The 19,518-nt window shown below is 69.4% G+C and carries 11 protein-coding genes; 7 read left to right on the forward strand and 4 right to left on the reverse strand.

Annotated features, from left to right (window positions below; all coding sequences use genetic code 11):
• Window positions 1–87: 87 nt before the first annotated feature.
• The 3 genes from H7U32_RS04915 to H7U32_RS04925 all read left to right on the forward strand — a co-directional run bounded on the left by H7U32_RS04915 (window position 88) and on the right by H7U32_RS04925 (window position 3,822).
• Entirely contained in the window at window positions 88–2,016 is a 1,929-nt protein-coding gene (locus H7U32_RS04915) for a glycoside hydrolase family 32 protein (RefSeq protein WP_239457526.1), read from the forward strand.
• Window positions 2,017–2,134: 118 nt separating this feature from the next.
• Window positions 2,135–2,407, forward strand: coding sequence for an ACT domain-containing protein (locus H7U32_RS04920; RefSeq protein WP_204468603.1), 273 nt, complete (start codon window positions 2,135–2,137; stop codon window positions 2,405–2,407).
• Window positions 2,408–2,457: 50 nt separating this feature from the next.
• Complete coding sequence (locus H7U32_RS04925; protein ID WP_204468604.1) at window positions 2,458–3,822, forward strand: PFL family protein; 1,365 nt, start codon at window positions 2,458–2,460, stop codon at window positions 3,820–3,822.
• Between the two features lie 70 nt (window positions 3,823–3,892).
• On the opposite strand, the gene H7U32_RS04930 is transcribed toward H7U32_RS04925, so the two are convergent.
• On the reverse strand, window positions 3,893–4,492 hold the full coding sequence (locus H7U32_RS04930; protein WP_239457532.1) for a tRNA (cytidine(34)-2'-O)-methyltransferase: 600 nt from the start codon (window positions 4,490–4,492) through the stop codon (window positions 3,893–3,895).
• Window positions 4,493–4,578: 86 nt separating this feature from the next.
• On the opposite strand from H7U32_RS04930, the gene H7U32_RS04935 reads away from it, so the two are divergent.
• The 4 genes from H7U32_RS04935 to H7U32_RS04950 all read left to right on the forward strand — a co-directional run bounded on the left by H7U32_RS04935 (window position 4,579) and on the right by H7U32_RS04950 (window position 14,158).
• On the forward strand, window positions 4,579–5,472 hold the full coding sequence (locus H7U32_RS04935) for an A/G-specific adenine glycosylase (RefSeq protein WP_204468608.1): 894 nt from the start codon (window positions 4,579–4,581) through the stop codon (window positions 5,470–5,472).
• Window positions 5,473–5,533: 61 nt separating this feature from the next.
• On the forward strand, window positions 5,534–6,262 hold the full coding sequence (locus tag H7U32_RS04940; RefSeq protein ID WP_204468609.1) for a hypothetical protein: 729 nt from the start codon (window positions 5,534–5,536) through the stop codon (window positions 6,260–6,262).
• Between the two features lie 323 nt (window positions 6,263–6,585).
• Window positions 6,586–10,083, forward strand: coding sequence for a DNA-directed RNA polymerase subunit beta (rpoB, locus tag H7U32_RS04945; RefSeq protein ID WP_239457533.1), 3,498 nt, complete (start codon window positions 6,586–6,588; stop codon window positions 10,081–10,083).
• 28 nt (window positions 10,084–10,111) lie between these two features.
• Window positions 10,112–14,158, forward strand: coding sequence for a DNA-directed RNA polymerase subunit beta' (locus tag H7U32_RS04950; protein WP_204468613.1), 4,047 nt, complete (start codon window positions 10,112–10,114; stop codon window positions 14,156–14,158).
• A gap of 137 nt (window positions 14,159–14,295) precedes the next feature.
• Here H7U32_RS04950 and H7U32_RS04955 read toward each other — a convergent pair whose 3' ends face one another.
• The 3 genes from H7U32_RS04955 to H7U32_RS04965 all read right to left on the reverse strand — a co-directional run bounded on the left by H7U32_RS04955 (window position 14,296) and on the right by H7U32_RS04965 (window position 19,504).
• The gene (locus H7U32_RS04955) at window positions 14,296–16,680 is read right to left on the reverse strand and encodes a transglutaminase-like domain-containing protein (RefSeq protein ID WP_204468615.1); all 2,385 of its coding nucleotides are present in this window, start codon (window positions 16,678–16,680) and stop codon (window positions 14,296–14,298) included.
• A gap of 128 nt (window positions 16,681–16,808) precedes the next feature.
• Entirely contained in the window at window positions 16,809–18,107 is a 1,299-nt protein-coding gene (locus tag H7U32_RS04960) for a DUF58 domain-containing protein (RefSeq protein WP_204468617.1), read from the reverse strand.
• Entirely contained in the window at window positions 18,104–19,504 is a 1,401-nt protein-coding gene (locus H7U32_RS04965) for an AAA family ATPase (RefSeq protein WP_204468618.1), read from the reverse strand. Before H7U32_RS04965 ends, H7U32_RS04960 begins: the two co-directional genes overlap by 4 nt.
• Window positions 19,505–19,518: the final 14 nt, after the last annotated feature.

Below are 19,518 nucleotides of genomic sequence, written 5' to 3' on the forward strand. Positions count from 1 at the left end.
ATCCCCACCCCATCCCCATCAGACTTCGCACAGCCTGCGAACCCTTCCCCTATAGCCCCTATGGCCCATACAAGAAAGGCAACCATCATGGAAGCATCATCCGCCACCGTCGACGTGAGCTTCGCGACCGACGGCTACACCACGCTCGAACTGTTCCTCCAGGGCGCGGCCGTCGGCACGGGCATGGCCGTCGTCACCGCGGACGGCGAACGCCGCGAATACCGGATCCCCTCCGACGTGCGCCGGCAGCATATCGTCATCCCCGTGCCGAAAAACACCGAAGTGCGTGTGGCGCTCGTCGACGCCTCCGCGCCGTACGCGTACCTGTCCGGCGGCGAGGACCTGCTCGACCGCGGCATCCGCCTGATCAACCTCGACCCGGTGCAGGCCGCCTGGCCTACTGTGCCGACGACCGGGCAGATCCACGCCGGCCTCGGCCGCTCCGGCGCGCACTACGAGCCGCCGGCGCGCTGGATGAACGACCCCAACGGCCTGTGCCGCTTCCAGGGTCGCTACCACCTCTTCTACCAGTTCAACCCGTACGGCTGGAACTGGGAGCCGATGCACTGGGGCCATGCGGTCAGCCGCGACCTCGTGCACTGGACCGACCTGCCGGTGGCGCTCGAGCCGCAGCACGGCATCTTCGTGGACGCCACGCAGAGCGGCGGCGCGTTCTCCGGCTCCGCCGTCACCGTGGACGAGCACGGCGAGCCGTGCCCGGGCGACGAGGCCGCCGCGATCCGCCTGTACTTGACCCGCCATCTGGAGACCCTGGGCGACGAATCCTCCGTGGTGGAATGGCAGGCCACCTGCCTGTGCCGCGACGGCGTGCACATGGAGGTGGAGACGCCGCTGGTGGTGCGTCCGGAGGAGGGGCTCGGCCTCGACTTCCGCGACCCGAAGGTCGAATGCGCCCTCGCCGGCCCCGCCGTGGATCCGGAACGCGCCTACATGGTGACCGCCACCAACCTGCCCGCGAAGCGTTTCGCCGGCGCGGTCAGCACGATCGACAAACCCGCGCCCGCCGGCGTGAGCACGCGGGGCACGGGCGGCTGGTTCACCCGCAGTCCCTACGGCAAGCCCGGCGTGGACGAGCCGAACCACGCCACCGTGCCGGCGATGGCCCTGTTCTCCACGGCCAAGCCACTGGGCCGCACCGACGTGTGGCACTACGAGGGACCGGTGCTCGCCGACCTGGGCCACGGCCTGTCCCGCACCTACGAATGCCCCGACCTGTTCCCGTTGGACGGCCGGACCGTGGCCGTGGGCGCGCTCATGCACTACCGCGACCGTCAGGGCCGCTTCCAGCAGGTGCGCTGGTACGTGGGCGACCTGGTGGACGAGGGCGAGGGTCCGCGCCTGGCCGTGGAGAGCAGCGATTGGTGCGACTTCGGCACCGGCTACTACGCCACGCAGAGCTTCCGCGACGACGAGGGCCGCCGCATCGTGTTCGCCTGGTACACCGACTTCGCCGGCGCGCGCACCGAGCGCCCCTGCACGGCCAACGGCATGATGTCGCTGCCGCGAGAGCTGCATGTGCGCGAGGGCCGCGTGTGGTCCAAGCCGGTGCGCGAGGTGTACGAGCAGCTGCTCGGCGATCCGCTGCCGGTTGCCGCCGACGGCGCCGTGCGCGCGGCCGCCGCGGCGCCGGGCGACGCCTACTACGCCGACCTGCGACTCGACGACGACGCGGACTTCACGATGACGCTCGCCGAAGGCCGTGAGCTGGCCGACGGCACGCGCGCCAGCCTGCGCCTGGTGCGCGAAGGCGGCCGCACGCGCCTGGTCACGCACGGCCTGAACGTGGACGACGTCGACTTCGACGCCGGCCTCGACGACGTGCGCCGCGTGGAGGTGTTCTTCGACCGCACCGTGGCCGAGGTGTTCCTCAACGACGGCGAGGCGGCTGGCAGCATGCTGTTCGAGGCCGCGCCGGGCCGCGCGGCCTGCCGGGTCGAGGCGAAGGGGCAGGTGCGCTCGCTGACGGTGCGCGATCTGCATTCCATCTGGCAGTGAGACCACATCCGGCAGTGAGACCATTGCGGGACGCGGACAGGACCCGGCGGGTCCTGTCCGCGTCCCCTATACTGGCAACCAACCAGCACCCACCCGTCTCAATCGAGGGAGCCATCGGATGAACAAGGCCATCATCACTGTCGTCGGCCATGACACGGTCGGCATCATCGCGCGCGTCTGCACCTACCTGGCCGAGCGCCACGTCAACGTGCTCGACATCTCGCAGACCATCATCGACGGTTTCTTCAACATGATGATGATCGTCGACGTGACCGACGCCAGCGAAGAATTCGGCACGATTGTGGAGGACCTCGACAAGCTCGGCGAGGAGATCGGCGTGCGCATCCGCTGCCAGCGCGAGGAGATCTTCACCAAGATGCACCGGATCTGAGCGTGGTCTCGGAACAGCCAGGGGAACACCCAAGGAAGGACAGGCCAACCATGTTGAACATCATGGAGGTCCACGAGACCAATCAGATGATCGAGCAGGAGAAGCTCGACGTGCGTACCATCACCATGGGCATCTCGCTGCTCGACTGCGCGGCGGACACCGTGGACGAGGTGTGTGACAACATCTACCGCAAGATCACCACCTACGCGAAGGACCTCGTGCCCACCGGCGAGGCGATCGAGCGGGACTACGGCATCCCGATCGTCAACAAGCGCATCACCGTCACGCCGATCTCGCTGGTCGGCGCCAGCTGCTGCAGGAGCAGCGAGGACTTCGTCAAGATCGCCCACGCGCTCGACCGCGCGGCCAAGGAGGTTGGCGTCGACCTGATCGGCGGCTACTCGGCGCTGGTGAGCAAGGCGATGACCCCGGCCGAGGAGATGCTCATCCGCTCGCTGCCGCAGGCGCTGTCCGAAACCGACATCGTGTGCTCCTCGGTGAACGTGGGCTCCACGAAGACCGGCATCGACATGAACGCTGTCGAGCTGCTCGGGCACATCATCAAGGACGTGGCCGAACGCACCGCGGACAACGACTCCTACGGCTGCGTCAAGTTCGTGGCGTTCTGCAACGTGCCCGACGACAATCCCTTCATGGCCGGCGGCTTCCACGGCGTGACGGAGGGCGACGCGGTGATCAACGTGGGCGTCTCCGGCCCCGGCGTGGTCTCGCGCGCGCTCGACGCGGCCAAGGGCCGTGACTTCGAGTTCCTGTGCGAGACGATCAAGCGCACCGCGTTCAAGATTACGCGCGTGGGCCAGCTCGTGGCCCAGGAGGCCGCGCGCCGCCTCGGCGTGCCCTTCGGCATCATCGACCTGTCCCTGGCGCCCACGCCGGCGGTCGGCGACTCGGTGGGCGAGGTGCTCGAGAAGATCGGCCTGGAGCAGGTGGGCGCCCCCGGCACCACCGCGGCGCTGGCCATGCTCAACGACCAGGTGAAGAAGGGCGGCATCATGGCGTCCTCGTACGTCGGCGGTCTGTCCGGCGCGTTCATCCCGGTCTCCGAGGACAAGAACATGATCGACGCGGCCGCCTCCGGCTGCCTGACCATCGAGAAGCTCGAGGCCATGACCTGCGTGTGCTCGGTGGGCCTGGACATGATCGCGATCCCCGGCGACACCACGGCGGCCACGATCTCCGGCATCATCGCCGACGAAGCCGCCATCGGCATGGTCAACCAGAAGACCACCGCCGTGCGTGTGATCCCGGTCGCCGGCAAGGGCGTGGGGGAGATGGCGAACTTCGGCGGACTCATGGGCTATGCGCCGATCATGCCGGTCAACCAGGCGGGCTGCGAGGCGTTCGTGACGCGCGGCGGGCGCATCCCCGCGCCGATCCACTCCTTCAAGAACTGAGCGGGACGCCGGGCTCGGGCTGCGGCTGCTCGCCGGCGCCGCGCCCGGCCCCACCCGGCCCCGCCGCCCGTCACGCCCCGCCGGCGAACCCGAGCTGGCGCCAGGCCTCGTAGATGGCGATCGAAGCGCAGTTCGTCAGGTTGAGGCTGCGCAGCGAGGGACGCATCGGCAGCCGCACCTGCTCGGCCACATGCGGGCCGGCCATGATGTCCATCGGATCGGGGATATCGCCCGGCTCCGGGCCGAACAGCAGGATGTCGGTCGGCCGGTACTCGACCTCGGTGTACAGCTTGGTGGCGTGCGCGGTGAACGCGATGATGCGCGAATCGGGCATTGACTCGACCAGGTTCTCGAAGTTCGGGTGGAGCACCACATGCGCCATGTCGTGGTAGTCGAGACCTGCGCGGCGCAGCTTGGTGTCGCGCAGGTTGAAGCCCAGCGGCTCCACCAGGTGCAGAATCGTGCCCGTCACCGCGCACAGGCGGATCGCCGACCCGGTGTTGCCCGGGATGCGCGGCGAGTAGTAGCACAGATGCGGCGTGACGGTCTCCGCCTGCGCCGCCGCATGCGGCGACAGCATCGCGTCGACCACGGAGATCGGATTGCCATGCGCGTCGGTGACCAGCTCGTCCGGCCCGTAGTTCGACTTGCGGTAGCCGTATTCGTACATCGCGCCGACCTTCGACTCGGGGGAGGCGGCCGCGGGGGTGGGTGAGATGCGCTGTTCGTTCGTCACGACTGCTAAGAATATGGACGATGGATGACAGCGACGAATGGTTCCGCACGCGCCTGGCCGCCTGGTGGCAGACGCACGCCCGCGACCTGCCGTGGCGCTTCGGCCGCGCCACGCCATGGGGTGTGCTCGTCTCCGAGGTGATGAGCCAGCAGACACAGATGGGCCGCGTGGTGCCGTATTGGCAGGCGTGGATGGCGCGGTGGCCGGACGCGGCCGCGCTGGCGGCCGCATCCAAGGCCGACGTCATCACCGCATGGGGGAGGCTGGGCTACCCGCGCCGCGCGCTGCGCCTGCAGGAATGCGCCCGCGTGGTGGCCGGCGAACTGGGCGGCGAGCTGCCGCGCGACTACGACGGCCTGGTGGCGCTGCCGGGCGTCGGCGATTACACGGCCAGCGCGGTGCTGAGCTTCGCCTACGGCGTGCGCGTGCCGGTGGTGGACACGAATGTGCGCCGCGTGCTCTCCAGGATGCTGCTGGGGGAGGAGTCGCGCGGCGGCGCCGCCAGCCGGGCCGAACGCGAGCTGGCGGAGCGCTCGCTGCCTGCCGACGCCGACCGATCGGTGACCTGGAACCAGGCGACGATGGAGCTCGGCGCCGTTGTCTGCACCGCGAAGGCGCCGCTGTGCGACGCCTGCCCGGTGGCGTCGCGCTGCGCGTTCCGCCGGGCCGGCTATCCCGGGCTCGGGGAACGGCGCACCCGGCCCCGCCAGCGCTTCCAAGGCACCGACCGGCAGGTGCGAGGGCTGGTGCTCGACGCGCTGCGCTCGCTGCCCGCCGGCGCCACGCTGGAACGCGCCACCGTGCTGGCCCTGTGGCAGGACCGGGCGCAGCTCGACGCCTGCGTCGCCTCCCTCGACGAGGACGGCCTCATCGAACTGCTCGACGGCGGCGACGTGCGGCTGCCCGCCGGCTGACGGGACGGTCGCGGCCCGGTGACGGGGCGGTGGACGGGGGCGACGTAGACTGGGAGGCACTATGGCAGCGCAGGGACGAGGAACGGGCGGCACCAGGCCGTCGGCAGGCAGGCGGACGGCGGGCGGGCGCCCCGCTGGCGCCCCGGCGCGCCCGGGCCGCCGTCCCAAGCGCCAGCTCAGCGCACGCCAACGGGCCATCTATCGGCGCCGCCGCATCGTCGTCGGCCTGCTCGCGGTCGTGTTCCTCGCGCTGGCCGTGTTCTGCGGCTACAGCCTCGTCCGATTCGCCGGCGCCACGGCGGAGGCGGTCGGTCTGGCCCTGCGCCATGACGAGCTCACCGCCCTGGCCCGCAAGGAAGCGCCCAAGCCCAAGCCGAGCACCGGCGTTTCCGACTGCGCTTCCGCGGACGTCAGGCTGGAACTGAGCGCCAAGACGCAGACCGTGCCGGTCGGCGGCACGATGGAATGGACGGCCACGATCCGCCACGAGGGCTCTGGCAGCTGCCTCATCGACGGCTCCGACGCCGCCCGCGTGCTCACCATCACGTCCGGCGACCAGGTGGTCTGGCGTTCCGACGCCTGCCCGGCGGACCCGCGCAGGCTGCTCATGGCCCGCGGCGACAAGGACATCCAGTCGATCATATGGAACACGGACTCCAACACCGGGCAGGACGCGTGCAAGGAGGGGACCACGCTGCCGAAGGTCAACCCCGGCGCCTATGTGGGCACGCTGAGCCTCAAGGCCGACCCGAAGGTGGCCAGCGACCCGGTGCCCGTGCTCGTGCAGTGACGGCGGCCGTGCGGCGGCTGCCGTGCGGTGACGGGGTACGGCGCTGTTCGCCAGGCGCGAACAGCGGCGCCCGCGACGCGGCGGGGATGGTATGGCGTCGGCGGGTACCAGTAAAGTGACGAATCTGCGTGAGGTATGTCATATTGCGGGCATGCCGCCAATGACGAGACGCCCGCGAGCAGGCATATGGCGGCCGGCCAAGGCGTTTCCCCGGAAAGCAACAGTTTCGAACTCTAGCAAGCGATAAGGAACGTCCATTGGCTGCCACTAAAGCTACGACGACGAATACTCTGGTCGCGCGCGCCGATCAGCATGACATCGACATGCACAAGGCCTCGGACCGCGTGAACTTCGGCTCCATCAAGGAGCCCATCGATGTGCCCTACCTGCTGGGCGTGCAGACCGACAGCTTCGACTGGCTCATCGGCAACGAGCGCTGGAAGGCGCGCGTCGCCGAGGACCTCAAGAACGGCACCAACACCGTGCCGCACATCTCCGGCCTCGACGAGGTCTTCCAGGAGATCTCCCCGATCGAGAACTTCGCCCAGACCATGTCCCTGACCTTCTCGGACCCGTACTTCGAGGAGCCGCGCCACACCGTTCAGGAGTGCAAGGAGAAGGACTACACCTACTCCGCGCCGCTGTACGTGAACGCCGAGTTCGAGAACGGCGACACCGGCGAGATCAAGTCCCAGACCGTGTTCATGGGCGACTTCCCGCTGCAGACCCCGCACGGCACCTTCATCATCGGCGGCACCGAGCGCGTCATCGTCTCCCAGCTCGTACGCTCCCCGGGCGTGTACTTCGACCGCCAGCAGGACCGCACCTCCGACAAGGAGGTCTTCGGCGCGAAGATCATCCCGTCGCGCGGCGCCTGGCTCGAGTTCGAGATCGACAAGAAGGACCAGCCGCAGGTGCGCGTGGACCGCAAGCGCAAGCAGTCCGCGATCGTGTTCCTCATGGCCATCGGCATGAGCAAGCCGGAGATTCGCGAGGCCTTCAAGGACTACCCGCTGGTGCTCGACGCGCTCGAGCGTGAGAGCCTGCAGACCCAGGACGAGGCCTTGGTGGACCTGTACCGCAAGATCCGCCCGGCCGACACCCCCACCCCGGAGGCCGGCAAGAACCTGCTCGACTCCTTCTACTTCAACACCAAGCGCTACGACCTGGCGCGCGTGGGCCGCTACAAGATCAACCGCAAGCTGGGCCTGGAAACCGACGTCAACGACCGTTCGCTCTCGCGCGAGGACATCATCGCCACGATCAAGTACCTGGTCACGTTGCACGACGGCAAGAAGACCTTCCCCGGCAAGCGCGACGGCCAGGACGTGGACCTGCGCGTGGACGTGGACGACATCGACCACTTCGGCAACCGCCGCATCCGCCAGGTCGGCGAGCTCATCCAGAACCAGCTGCGCACCGGCCTGAGCCGCATGGAGCGCGTCGTGCGCGAGCGCATGACCACCCAGGACGCCGAGGCGATCACCCCGCAGTCGCTGATCAACATCCGCCCGGTGAACGCCACGATCAAGGAGTTCTTCGGCACCTCGCAGCTCTCGCAGTTCATGGACCAGAACAACCCGCTGTCCGGCGTGACGAACAAGCGTCGTCTCTCCGCGCTGGGCCCGGGCGGCCTGAGCCGTGACCGCGCCTCCATGGAGGTGCGCGACGTGCACCCGTCCCACTTCGGCCGCATGTGCCCGATCGAGAGCCCGGAAGGCCCGAACATCGGCCTCATCGGCTCGCTGGCGACCTTCGGCCGCGTCAACCCCTTCGGCTTCATCGAGACCCCGTACCGCAAGGTCGTCGACGGCCACGTGACCGACGACGTGGAGTACATGACCGCCGACCGCGACCTCGACCACGTGATCGCCCAGGCCAACCAGGACCTCGACGAGAACGGGAACTTCGTGCACGAGGACGCCCTCGCCCGAGTCGGCGAGGAAGAGGCCGTCGATGTGCCGGTGTCCGAGGTCGACTACATGGACGTCTCCCCGCGTCAGATGGTCTCCCTGGGCGCCTCCCTGATCCCGTTCCTGGAGCACGACGAGGGCCACCGAGCGCTGATGGGCACCAACATGCAGCGCCAGGCCGTGCCTCTGATCGAATCCGAGCGCCCGCTGGTGGGCACCGGCTCCGAATGGCGCGCCGCCAACGACTCCGGCGACGTGATCAAGGCGGAGAAGGACGGCGTGGTCACCTACGTGTCCGCCGACATGATCCGCGTGATGAACGACGACGGCACCACCAGCTCCTACAAGCTGGCCAAGTTCCAGCGTTCCAACCAGACCACCTGCTACAACCAGCGTCCGCTCATCCACGACGGCGAGCGTGTGGAGGCCGGCTCCGTGCTGGCCGACGGTCCCGCCATCGAGAAGGGCGAGCTGGCCCTTGGCAAGAACCTGCTCATCGCGTTCATGCCGTGGAACGGCTACAACTATGAGGACGCCGTCATCATCTCGCAGCGCCTGGTGCAGGACGACACGCTCTCCTCGATCCACATCGAGGAGTACGAGATCGACGCCCGCGAGACCAAGCTGGGTGCCGAGGAGATCACCCGCGACCTGCCGAACGTCGGCGAGGACGCGGTGGCCAACCTCGACGAGCGCGGCATCATCCGCATCGGCGCCGAGGTCGAGGCCGGCGACATCCTCGTGGGCAAGGTCACCCCGAAGGGCGAGACCGAGCTGACGCCGGAGGAGCGTCTGCTGCGCGCCATCTTCGGCGAGAAGAGCCGCGAGGTGCGCGACACCTCGCTGCGCGTGCCCCACGGCGAGACCGGCACCGTCATCGGCATCAAGGAGATCACGCGCGAGGACGCGGAGGAGGACGGCGACGAGCTGCCCAACGGTGTCAACCAGATGATCCGCGTGTACATCGCCCAGCACCGCAAGATCACGGTGGGTGACAAGCTCTCCGGCCGCCACGGCAACAAGGGCTGCATCTCGCGCATCCTGCCCGAGGAGGACATGCCGTTCCTGGCGGACGGCACCCCGGTGGACATCATGCTCAACCCGCTGGGCGTGCCGAGCCGAATGAACCTGGGCCAGGTGCTCGAGCTGCACCTGGGCTGGATCGCGCACTCCGGCTGGGACATCTCCCTGGATCCGGACCTCGAGGCCGAGTGGAAGAGGCTCGTGCCCAAGGGTGCGGAGAAGGCCGAGCCGGGCACCCCGGTGGCCTCCCCGGTGTTCGACGGCGTCAAGCCGGACGTGCTCAAGGGCCTGCTGTCCACCACGCTGCCGAACCGCGACGGCGAACGCCTGGTCGGCCCGGACGGCAAGGCCACGCTGTACGACGGCCGCACCGGCGAGCCGTACGCGCGCCCGATCTCCGTGGGCTACATGTACATGCTCAAGCTGCATCACCTCGTGGACGACAAGATCCACGCCCGCTCCACCGGCCCGTACTCGATGATCACCCAGCAGCCGCTGGGCGGCAAGGCGCAGTTCGGCGGCCAGCGCTTCGGCGAGATGGAGGTGTGGGCCCTCGAGGCCTACGGCGCCGCCTACACGCTGCACGAGATGATGACCACCAAGTCCGACGACGTGGACGGCCGCGTGCGCGTGTACGGCGCGATCGTCAAGGGCGAGAACCTGCCGCCGGCGGGCATCCCCGAGTCGTTCAAGGTGTTGCTCAAGGAAATGCAGTCCCTGTCCCTGAACGTCGAGGTCCTGAACGCCGAAGGCCAGGTCATCGACATGAAGGAAGAGGACGACGATCCGGTCAGCGCTTCCGACGACCTTGGCTTCAACATCGGCGCCCGCCCCGACGCGGCCGCCAAGGAGGACCAGGCCGCCCCCGAGCCCGAGTACCAGTGAGATTTCGCGAGAGTAAGGACAATTACAAGTGCTGGACGTCAACGCATTTGACAAACTGAGGATCGGCCTGGCCACCGCCGACGACATCCGCGGATGGAGCTACGGCGAGGTCAAGAAGCCCGAGACCATCAACTACCGCACCCTCAAGCCGGAGAAGGACGGTCTGTTCGGCGAGCAGATCTTCGGCCCGACCCGTGACTGGGAGTGCGCCTGCGGCAAGTACAAGCGCGTGCGCTTCAAGGGCATCGTGTGCGAGCGGTGCGGCGTCGAGGTGACCCGCTCCCGCGTGCGCCGCGAGCGCATGGGCCACATCGAGCTGGCCGCGCCCGTGACCCACATCTGGTTCTTCAAGGGCGTGCCCTCCCGCTTGGGCTACCTGCTCAATGTGACGCCGAAGGACCTGGAGAAGGTCATCTACTTCGCCTCCTACATGGTCACGGATATCAACGAGGAGCAGCGCCACGCCGACATGCCGGACTTGCAGGACGAGTTCGACCACGAGATCGGCATGCTCGGCAAGCGCCGCGACAACGACATCGAGGATCGCGCCAAGAAGGTCGAGGCCGATCTGCACGAGCTCGAGGCGGCCGGCGAGGCCACCGGCAGCGCCAAGGCGAAGCTGCGCAACTCCGCCGAGCGCGAGATGGCCGCCATCCGCCAGCGCTACGATGACCAGATCTCCCGGCTCAACGCGGTCTTCGACCAGTTCAAGAAGCTCAAGCCGGGCGACATCATCGACGACGTGGACCTGTGGCGCGAGATGCAGGACCGCTACGAGGACTACTTCTCCGGCTCCATGGGCGCCGAGGCGATCAAGAAGCGCCTGCAGTCCCTGGACCTGGAGGCCATCGCCGCCGAGCTGCGCGAGGAGATCAAGGACGCGTCCGAGCAGCGCAAGACCAAGGCGCTCAAGCGCCTCAAGGTCGTCAACGCCTTCCTGACCACCGGCAACAAGCCGGAGGCCATGGTGCTCGACGTGATCCCGGTGATCCCGCCGGACCTGCGCCCGATGGTGCAGCTGGACGGCGGCCGCTTCGCGACCTCCGACCTCAACGACCTGTACCGCCGCGTGATCAACCGCAACAACCGCCTCAAGCGACTCATCGAGCTCGGCGCCCCGGAGATCATGCTTAACAACGAGAAGCGCATGCTCCAGGAGGCCGTCGACTCGCTGTTCGACAACGGCCGCCGCGGCCGCCCGGTGACCGGCGCCTCGAACCGCCCCCTGAAGTCCCTGTCCGACATGCTCAAGGGCAAGCAGGGCCGCTTCCGTCAGAACCTGCTGGGCAAGCGCGTGGACTACTCCGGTCGTTCCGTGATCGTGGTCGGCCCGGAGCTGCGCATGCACCAGTGCGGCCTGCCCAAGCCGATGGCCCTGGAGCTGTTCAAGCCCTTCGTGATCAGGCGCCTCGTGGACCTCAACTACGCGCAGAACATGAAGAGCGCCAAGCGTCTCGTGGACCGCGGCGACTCCGAGGTGTGGGGCGTGCTCGAGGAGGTCATCGCCGAGCATCCGGTGCTGCTCAACCGCGCGCCCACCCTGCACCGACTGGGCATCCAGGCATTCGAGCCGATCCTGGTCGAGGGCAAGGCCATCCACCTGCCGCCGCTGGCCTGCGCCGCCTTCAACGCGGACTTCGACGGCGACCAGATGGCCGTGCATCTGCCGCTGTCCGCCGAGGCCCAGGCCGAGGCCCGCACGCTGATGATGGCCTCGGACAACATCCTCAAGCCGGCCGACGGCCACACCGTGACCATGCCGTCGCAGGACATGATCCTCGGCCTGTACTACCTGTCCACCGTGCGCGAGGGCGCCAAGGGCCAGGGCCGCGTGTTCTCCTCGCTGGCCGAGGCCGAGATGGCGCTCGACCTGCATGAGATCGACATGCAGGCCAAGGTGCTCATCCGCCTGCCGCAGGACTTCTGCCTGCCCACCGACTGGGAGCCGGGCGAGGTCAAGGTGGTCGATCCCGAGAGCCAGGGGGGCACTGAGACGGTGCACGAGGAGCGCTTCCAGGACGGCACCACGCTGTTCGCCACCTCCTACGGCCGCGTGCTGTTCAACGAGACCCTGCCGACGGACTACCCGTTCGTCAACGCGCAGGTCGGCAAGAAGCAGCTGGCCAAGATCGTCGACGACATCGCGACCCGCTACTCCACCGCCCAGGTGGCCGCCTCGCTGGACGCCCTCAAGGACATGGGCTTCACCCGCGCCCCGTGGTCGGGCGTGTCCTTCGCGTTCTCCGACGTCGTCGAGCCGCCGGAGCGCGAGCAGCTCATCCACCAATTCGAGGACGAGGCCGCCACGGTCAACGAGAACTACGAGATGGGTATGCTCACCGAGGATGAGCGCCGCCAGGAGCTCATCGACCTGTGGGCCAAGTGCACCTCCCAGGTGTCCGAGGCCGTCGAGGAGCACTTCGACCCGTCCAACAACCTCGCCATCATCGTCCAGTCGGGCGCGCGAGGCAACATGATGCAGATCAACCAGATCGCAGGCATGCGAGGCCTCGTGGCCAACCCGAAGGGCGAGATCATCCCCCGTCCGGTCAAGTCCAACTACCGTGACGGCCTGTCGGTGCTGGAGTACTTCATCTCCCAGCACGGCGCCCGCAAGGGCCTGGCCGACACGGCTCTGCGTACTGCCGAGTCGGGCTACCTGACCCGTCGTCTGGTGGATGTCTCCCAGGACGTCATCGTGCGCGAGGAGGACTGCGGCACCAAGGCCGGCATCGAGGTGCGCGTGGCTGACCGCGACGAGAACGGCAACTTCGTGCTCGTCAAGAACGCGGACGGCGGCCCGTACTCCCGTCTGCTCGCGGCCGACGTCATCGACCCGGCCGACGGCAAGACCGTGCTGTACAAGCGTGACGACGCCCTGTCCATGGACGTGCTCGAGGACCTCGTCGCCCACGGCGTCGAGTTCGTCAAGGCCCGCTCCGTGCTCTCCTGCGAGTCCCAGCGCGGCGTGTGCGCCAAGTGTTACGGCTGGTCGATGGCCACCAACAAGCTGGTCGACGTCGGCGAGACCGTCGGCATCGTCGCGGCCCAGTCCATCGGCGAGCCTGGCACCCAGCTGACGCTGCGTTCCTTCCACTCCGGTGGCGTCGCCTCCGCGTCCGATATCACCCAGGGTCTGCCGCGAGTCACCGAGCTCTTCGAGGCCCGCACCCCGAAGGGCGAGTCCCCGATCGCCGAGTTCGCCGGCACGATCAAGATCGAGGAGAACGACCGCGGCCGCCAGGTGATCCTCAACCCGGACGCCGACTCCGGCGCCCCGACTGAGGACGGCGCGATCAAGCCGATCGTCTACAGCGTCTCGCGCCGCGTGCCGCTGCTGGTCAAGGATGGCGAGCACGTCGCCACCGGCACCCAGCTGGTCGAGGGTTCCGTCGATCCGAAGAAGATCCTGCGCATCCTCAACAAGCGCGCCGCCCAGATGAACATCGTGGAGGAGGTGCACAACGTGTACCGCTCCCAGGGCGTGGACATCCACGACAAGCACATCGAGGTCATCGTTCACCAGATGACCCGCCGCATCACGGTGATCGACTCCGGCGACACCGACCTGCTGCCGGGCGAGCTCGTGGACCAGCAGAAGTTCAAGGAGACCAACAAGGCCGCGGTCAAGGCCGGCAAGAAGCCCGCCTCCGGCCGCCCCGAGCTCATGGGCATCACCAAGGCCTCGCTGGCCACCGACTCGTGGCTGTCCGCCGCCTCCTTCCAGGAGACGACGCGCGTGCTCACCGAGGCCGCCCTGAACCAGAAGGTCGACGACCTCAAGGGCCTTAAGGAGAACGTGATCATCGGCAAGCTGATTCCCGCCGGCACCGGCCTGGCCCGCTACCGCAACGCGGTGGTGGAGCCGGACAAGGCCATCCGCGACACCATCTACCCGAACTTCGGGCTGGGTGGCGACCTGGGCGGCGACGGCGACCTGACAGATGCCGACCTGAGCGATGTGGACTTCTCCAACATCGACTTCGGCGACCTGAAGCTCGGCGACGACTTCAACCCGGACGACTTCCTGGATGACAACGGCGGTCAGGTGGACCTGGGCGGCGACACGCTCTGATCCTCCGCTGCCGTCACGGCATCGACCGGGACCCCGCCGCTGACGCGGACCGGGGTCCCGGGCTCCGGGTTTCGATGGCCCGGCCACCTCGCATGGTGGCCGGGCCATCGCCGTTTCTGGCGCGCCATGCCGGTGGCTCAGCGACGGCACGACAGGCGCGTGCGCCAGCGGCGGAGCGGGCGCTGCGCGGCGAGCACCATGGCACGGGCCTGGTCGAGATCCGTCCAGAAGCGCAGGGCCTGCAACGGCCCGACCGGTCGGCCGGCGAACGCGGCCTCGTCCGCACGGCGCGCCAGTACGGCCAGCTCCGCGGCTGCGGAGGCCTGAGCCGGGGTACCGGCAGGGGACCCCGGGGCGCCGGCCAGGGACTCCGGTGCTTCCCGCTGAGCCGCCGGGGCACCGGCCGTGGCCTGGCCAATGGCCGCGGCCTGCATCGTGCGGGTGCCATGCGCAGGCACGGCGATGCCGCTGTGACGGGCCAGCCTGACCAGACACCGCCATCCGGCGAGGATCCGTTCGCGGGGCGACCCCTGCCGGCGTGCCCGGGCCAACGCCAGCGCCTTCGCCACCAGGATCGCCGCCATCGCCAACACCGCCAGCCACAGCGGGGCACCGACCACAGCCACGGTGCGTGCGAGCCGCCACAGCGCGGCGCCCGTGCGGGCAGAGGCGCCGGCGGGTTCGGCGCGCTCGCCGCCGCTGGCCCCGGCACCGGTCCTGCGCACCTCATCCTCCAACGGCTCGGCCAATGGCGGCGGAGGCTGATGTGGCACCGGCTCAGGATCGGCCGCCGCCAGAGCCTGCTCGTCCTCCGGACGCTTCGACTCGTCCGGCGTCGGATCGAACGCCACCCATCCCAGACCGTCGAGCGCCACCTCCGTCCACGCCCGGACATCCCCGCCGGTGAACCGCAGCGTGCCCGGAGGCCGGTCCGGCGCACGGAAGCCCAACACCACGCGGCTCGCCAATCCAAGCTCGCGCGCCATCAGCGCCATCGCCGAGGCATACTGCTCGCTGTCGCCCACCACCAGCGTCTGGGAGAACATCCGCTTCAGGCGGTGATGCCCATGCCCCGGCGGCGACGGATGCTCGCCCTGGCCGCCATGCGAGAACCAGCCCACTTCGGCTAGCCGCTGGGCCAGCTGCTGCGCCAGACGGCCGCCGTCGGCCTTCGGTCCGTCCCGCGACCTGCTCCCGGCCGGAGCCACCATGGCGGCGAACTCACGCACCGCATCGGGAACCTGCCGCGGCTCGGCATGGTCCATACGGGTCGCGGCGGCTTCCTTGACACGGGCCTCGGCTGGGATCTCCGGCATCACGCCGGACACCGTATACACCAGGCCCGGGCGCAGCCCGTCCTCCAGCAGGGCGGTGCCGGTGCCAGCGTCGGCATATAGCCCGCTGGCGTCGTCGGACTGCTCGAATATGACGGACCTGGCCATGCCGGCCAGCGGCAACCATGGGCCGTCCAATCCTGTGCCGACGACGAAGCGTGCGGAGAATGGCTTCCCGCCCACATCCGTGGCGCCGGCACCGTCCGGCAGGCGGGCGCCGACGCGGCGGAAGCGCGACGTCCCCTGGCCAGCGGCATCGGAAGCCGACAGGTTCCAGACATTGCCGTCGAAGGCGTCCATCACCGCCAGCCGCACCGGCGCGCCTTGCGGCAGGCCGGAGACCGTGAGCAGCACATCGTCCCCGTGGCGTCGCAGCAGTCCGCGCATTCCGCTTAGCGGACTCGTCGACTCCTCCAACACCAGCGGCGGGTCATACCAATCGCGCGCCACCCGCCGATGCGCGTCCACACCGCCGCATACAGCGCCCGCTGCCAAGGCGCCGGCCGCCAGCAGTGCCACCGTCCGAACCGGGCCATGGGAGCGGCTCCGCTTGGCGTGCGCCAGCCACCATGCCATCGCCGCGGCCAGCAGGATCCCGACCACCACCTGCCAGGGACGATGCGTGGCATCCGCGACGCCCAGCAGCGCGGAGGCCGCGCACGCCACGGCGATGGGCGCCGCCGCCCACGCACGGAACTGCCCCGCCGCGGCCAAGGTCCCCGCCAGGAATGCCAGCCACAATCCCAACGTCCACACCGCCATGCCGGCACCGCCGGCCAGCCCGACCGGTGGATCGATGGCGGCCACGGCCTTGAACGAAGCCACCGTGGCATGCAATCCCGTGGCCAGGGTCTCCGGCGTCGGCAGCACTCCCCAGGCAAGGGTCCACGGGCAAGCCAGCGCCGGCCCCACGATGGTCTGCGCCATGGCCAGCAACGCCATCTGTACGGCCGGCCCCACCCGTCGGAGCACGCCGCAGCCCGCGATGACGCACCCCGAGACCACTGCGGGCACGGCCAGCATCAACCAGACACCCGGGATGCCGCTGAAGCCCGGGACACTGCCCCCGCCGGCGAAGCCGCCCACGGCGCCGGCGACCCCGCCCACAGCCGACGGCCCGTACACCGGCGCCAAACCGCCCAAAGCCACCAACATTAGCGCCGCCACCATCGCCAGGTCCGTCGCCATGCTGTGGACCGTCGCCTCGCGCCGGCGCACCGTTATGTCTAGGCTTGCCGTCGCGCTCTGGCCTGGCGGCGCACTGTGGCTCGCCGCCGTACTTTGGCCCGCGGTCATTTTCCGCCCGCCGCCGGCGTTCATGGTCGGCTCCCATGCACGGCGAGGACTCCGGCCAAAACCTTGGGCAGCTCCTCCAATCCGCCGACGGTCAGCAGCACGCCATGCGCCCGCCCCGACACCGCGGTCCGCGCACCGGTCCGGACCTGGATGAGCATCGGAACGTCGCCGCACGTCACGGCCTCGCGGCGCGAACCGACGACCAACACCTGCGCCGCGAACGGCGGCGGGCCAGTCGCCGGAACACCATCGGCGGGGACAATTACGCTGCACGCGTCCAGGAACGCCATCGTCCGGCCGGCCTCCCATGACGTGACGCCCGGAGACGCCGCCATCCGACTGGCCCGCCAGAGGCCGGCGCCCGGGGACGCCGCCGCATGCAGCGGCCGCCCTCCGCGCAGCCACCGCACACCCAACGACGCATAGACGGACACCGCCAGCTCGAACTCCTCCGCCGCGGCATAGTGATTTGAGGTGGTATCCAACGCCAGCGCCAAGGCGCCGTCATGCCCGGCTTCGGCTACACGGAGCACCGGAACACCCAGGCGCAGACTGCTCGGCCAGTGGATACGCCGCGCGTCATCGCCGGGCCCGTACTCCCGCAGTTCGCGCAGCTCCATCCCCTCGCCGCGGCCAGTCCATCCATCGCCCCTGTTCCCCGCGCGGGAAACGGACTGGGGGATGGGTCTGGGCAGGGTCACGATGCGCGGGTGTACGGTCACAGCGACGGCCGGAGCCAACCGTCGTTTCCGCACGGCCAGCCCCACTGGGTCGCCCCTGATCATCGCCGCCGGTCCGACGGTCAGCCGGCCACGCCGTTGGGCGACGATGACGCGGGTGACGCGATGCGTGCCTCCCGCGGCAAGCCCGGGGACATGGACCTGATGCCAGTCGCCCGCCATGCCGATGGCGCAGACGGCGGCCGAGGACGGGTGACGCCCGGGATTGCCGGCCTCCAAGCCCACCGTCACGCGCCCTCCCACGGCCACGCGCGTGGACGACACCGTCAACCCCGCGGCAAGTGGCAGGCGGCCCACGGTCATCAGCAACGCGCCCGCCGTCAAGGACAGCAGCGTCATTCCGGCGGCCAGGCATTCCAACCAGCCGCATATCGGAAACACCGCCATCAGCGCCACCCCACACACCGCCACGCCACAGCCCGGCCTGGTCAGCGGCCATTGCCCGTGCAGCCGGCCCCACTGCCGCCGGACCCATTGCCGCCGGGGCCGCTGCCACCGGGGCCGCTGCCACCGGGATATCCGGCGCCGCAGCCAACGCGCCGAAGCCATGCCGGAGAAGAACCCAAGGTCCACCATCATGCGTCACCTCCTGTCGGAGCCGGGGTCTGCTCGACGATGCGCTCCACGATGCCCTCGACCGTGGCACCCTCCCACGCGGCCTCGGGTACGAGCCGGAGACGGTGCGCGAGCACCGGGACGGCCAGTGCCCGCACATCGTCGGGCACCACATAGCCGCGTCCCTGTGCCAGAGCCCAGGCTTTCGCGCACCGGGCCAACGCCAGTGCGCCACGCGTCGAGACGCCGGCCGCCGCCTGCCCGTCACGCCGCGTGGCCTCCACCAGCCGCACGATGTACTCGGCGATCGACCCATCCAGATGGACGTCGCCTGCCATGGACCGCAGTCGTGCCATGTCGGCGGCGGACAGCACGGGCGCAAGCTCGCCGGGGGAGCGGCGCCGGGAACCCAGGACTGGGGTGTGCGGTGAATTCGCCGGTCCATCTGATGTCGCCGGTCCGCCCGCCGCCACCGGACCGGCGCTTGCTGCGGGCTGCGATGCCTGGACCGGGTGTATGCCGCGGTCTTCGGCCACCAGCCGCACCGCCACGGTGTGCCCCGGATGGCCGAGCTTCACCCGCAAGAGGAATCGGTCGAGCTGGGCGTCCGGCAATGGATAGGTGCCGGCCTGGTCCTGTGGATTCTGCGTGGCGATGACCAGGAACGGTTCCGGCACCGCATGCGGCACACCATCCACCGTGACCGTATGCTCCTCCATCACCTCGAGCAGCGCCGATTGCGCCTTCGGCGAGGCGCGGTTGACCTCGTCCACCAGCACCACCGAGACGAACACCGGTCCACGGCGGAACACCAACGTGCCGCGTTCCGGGCCCAGCGTCAGGCCGCCGGTCACATCGCCGGGCAACAGATCCGGCGTGCCCTGGATGCGCGAGCAGGTCACGTCCAGCGACTCGGCCAACGCGCGGGCCAGCCGTGTCTTGCCGGTGCCTGGCGAGTCCTCGACCAGCACGTGGCCTCCCGCCAGCATCGCCGCCACGCACAGCCGCACCGGATGCGCCTTGCCCAGCACCACCCGGGCGACATTGGCCTCCAGACGGGCGATGGCCTCCGCTGCCCAAGCGACCTCCGGCGCCGGAAGCGACTGCGACGCGGCAAACGCGATGTCATCGGCATCCGGCGGGGCATGGCCGTCCGGCGGGGCAGCGTCGCCGGACGTGGCGGCGCCTTCCCGGTGCGCGGTGTTCGTATCATCACGCATCACGGTCCTGTCATCCGTCACAGGCTCGGCACGCACCACCGTCCCGTCATCCGTCATGGCGTCCTTGTCCGCCATGACGTTTCCGGCCACCGCGACGCCCTCGGCCGCCACAGGGTTCTCGGTCACCACGGTGCCGTCGTCCGCCATGGCACCGACCTGGGGCAGGGCGTCGCCATAAGGCGATGCCGCGGCATCGGGCACGGCCTCCGCCTGAT

It is taken from the genome of Bifidobacterium pullorum subsp. saeculare (genome assembly GCF_016899725.1).
In the GTDB taxonomy this organism is placed as follows: Bacteria; Actinomycetota; Actinomycetes; order Actinomycetales; family Bifidobacteriaceae; genus Bifidobacterium; species Bifidobacterium pullorum_C.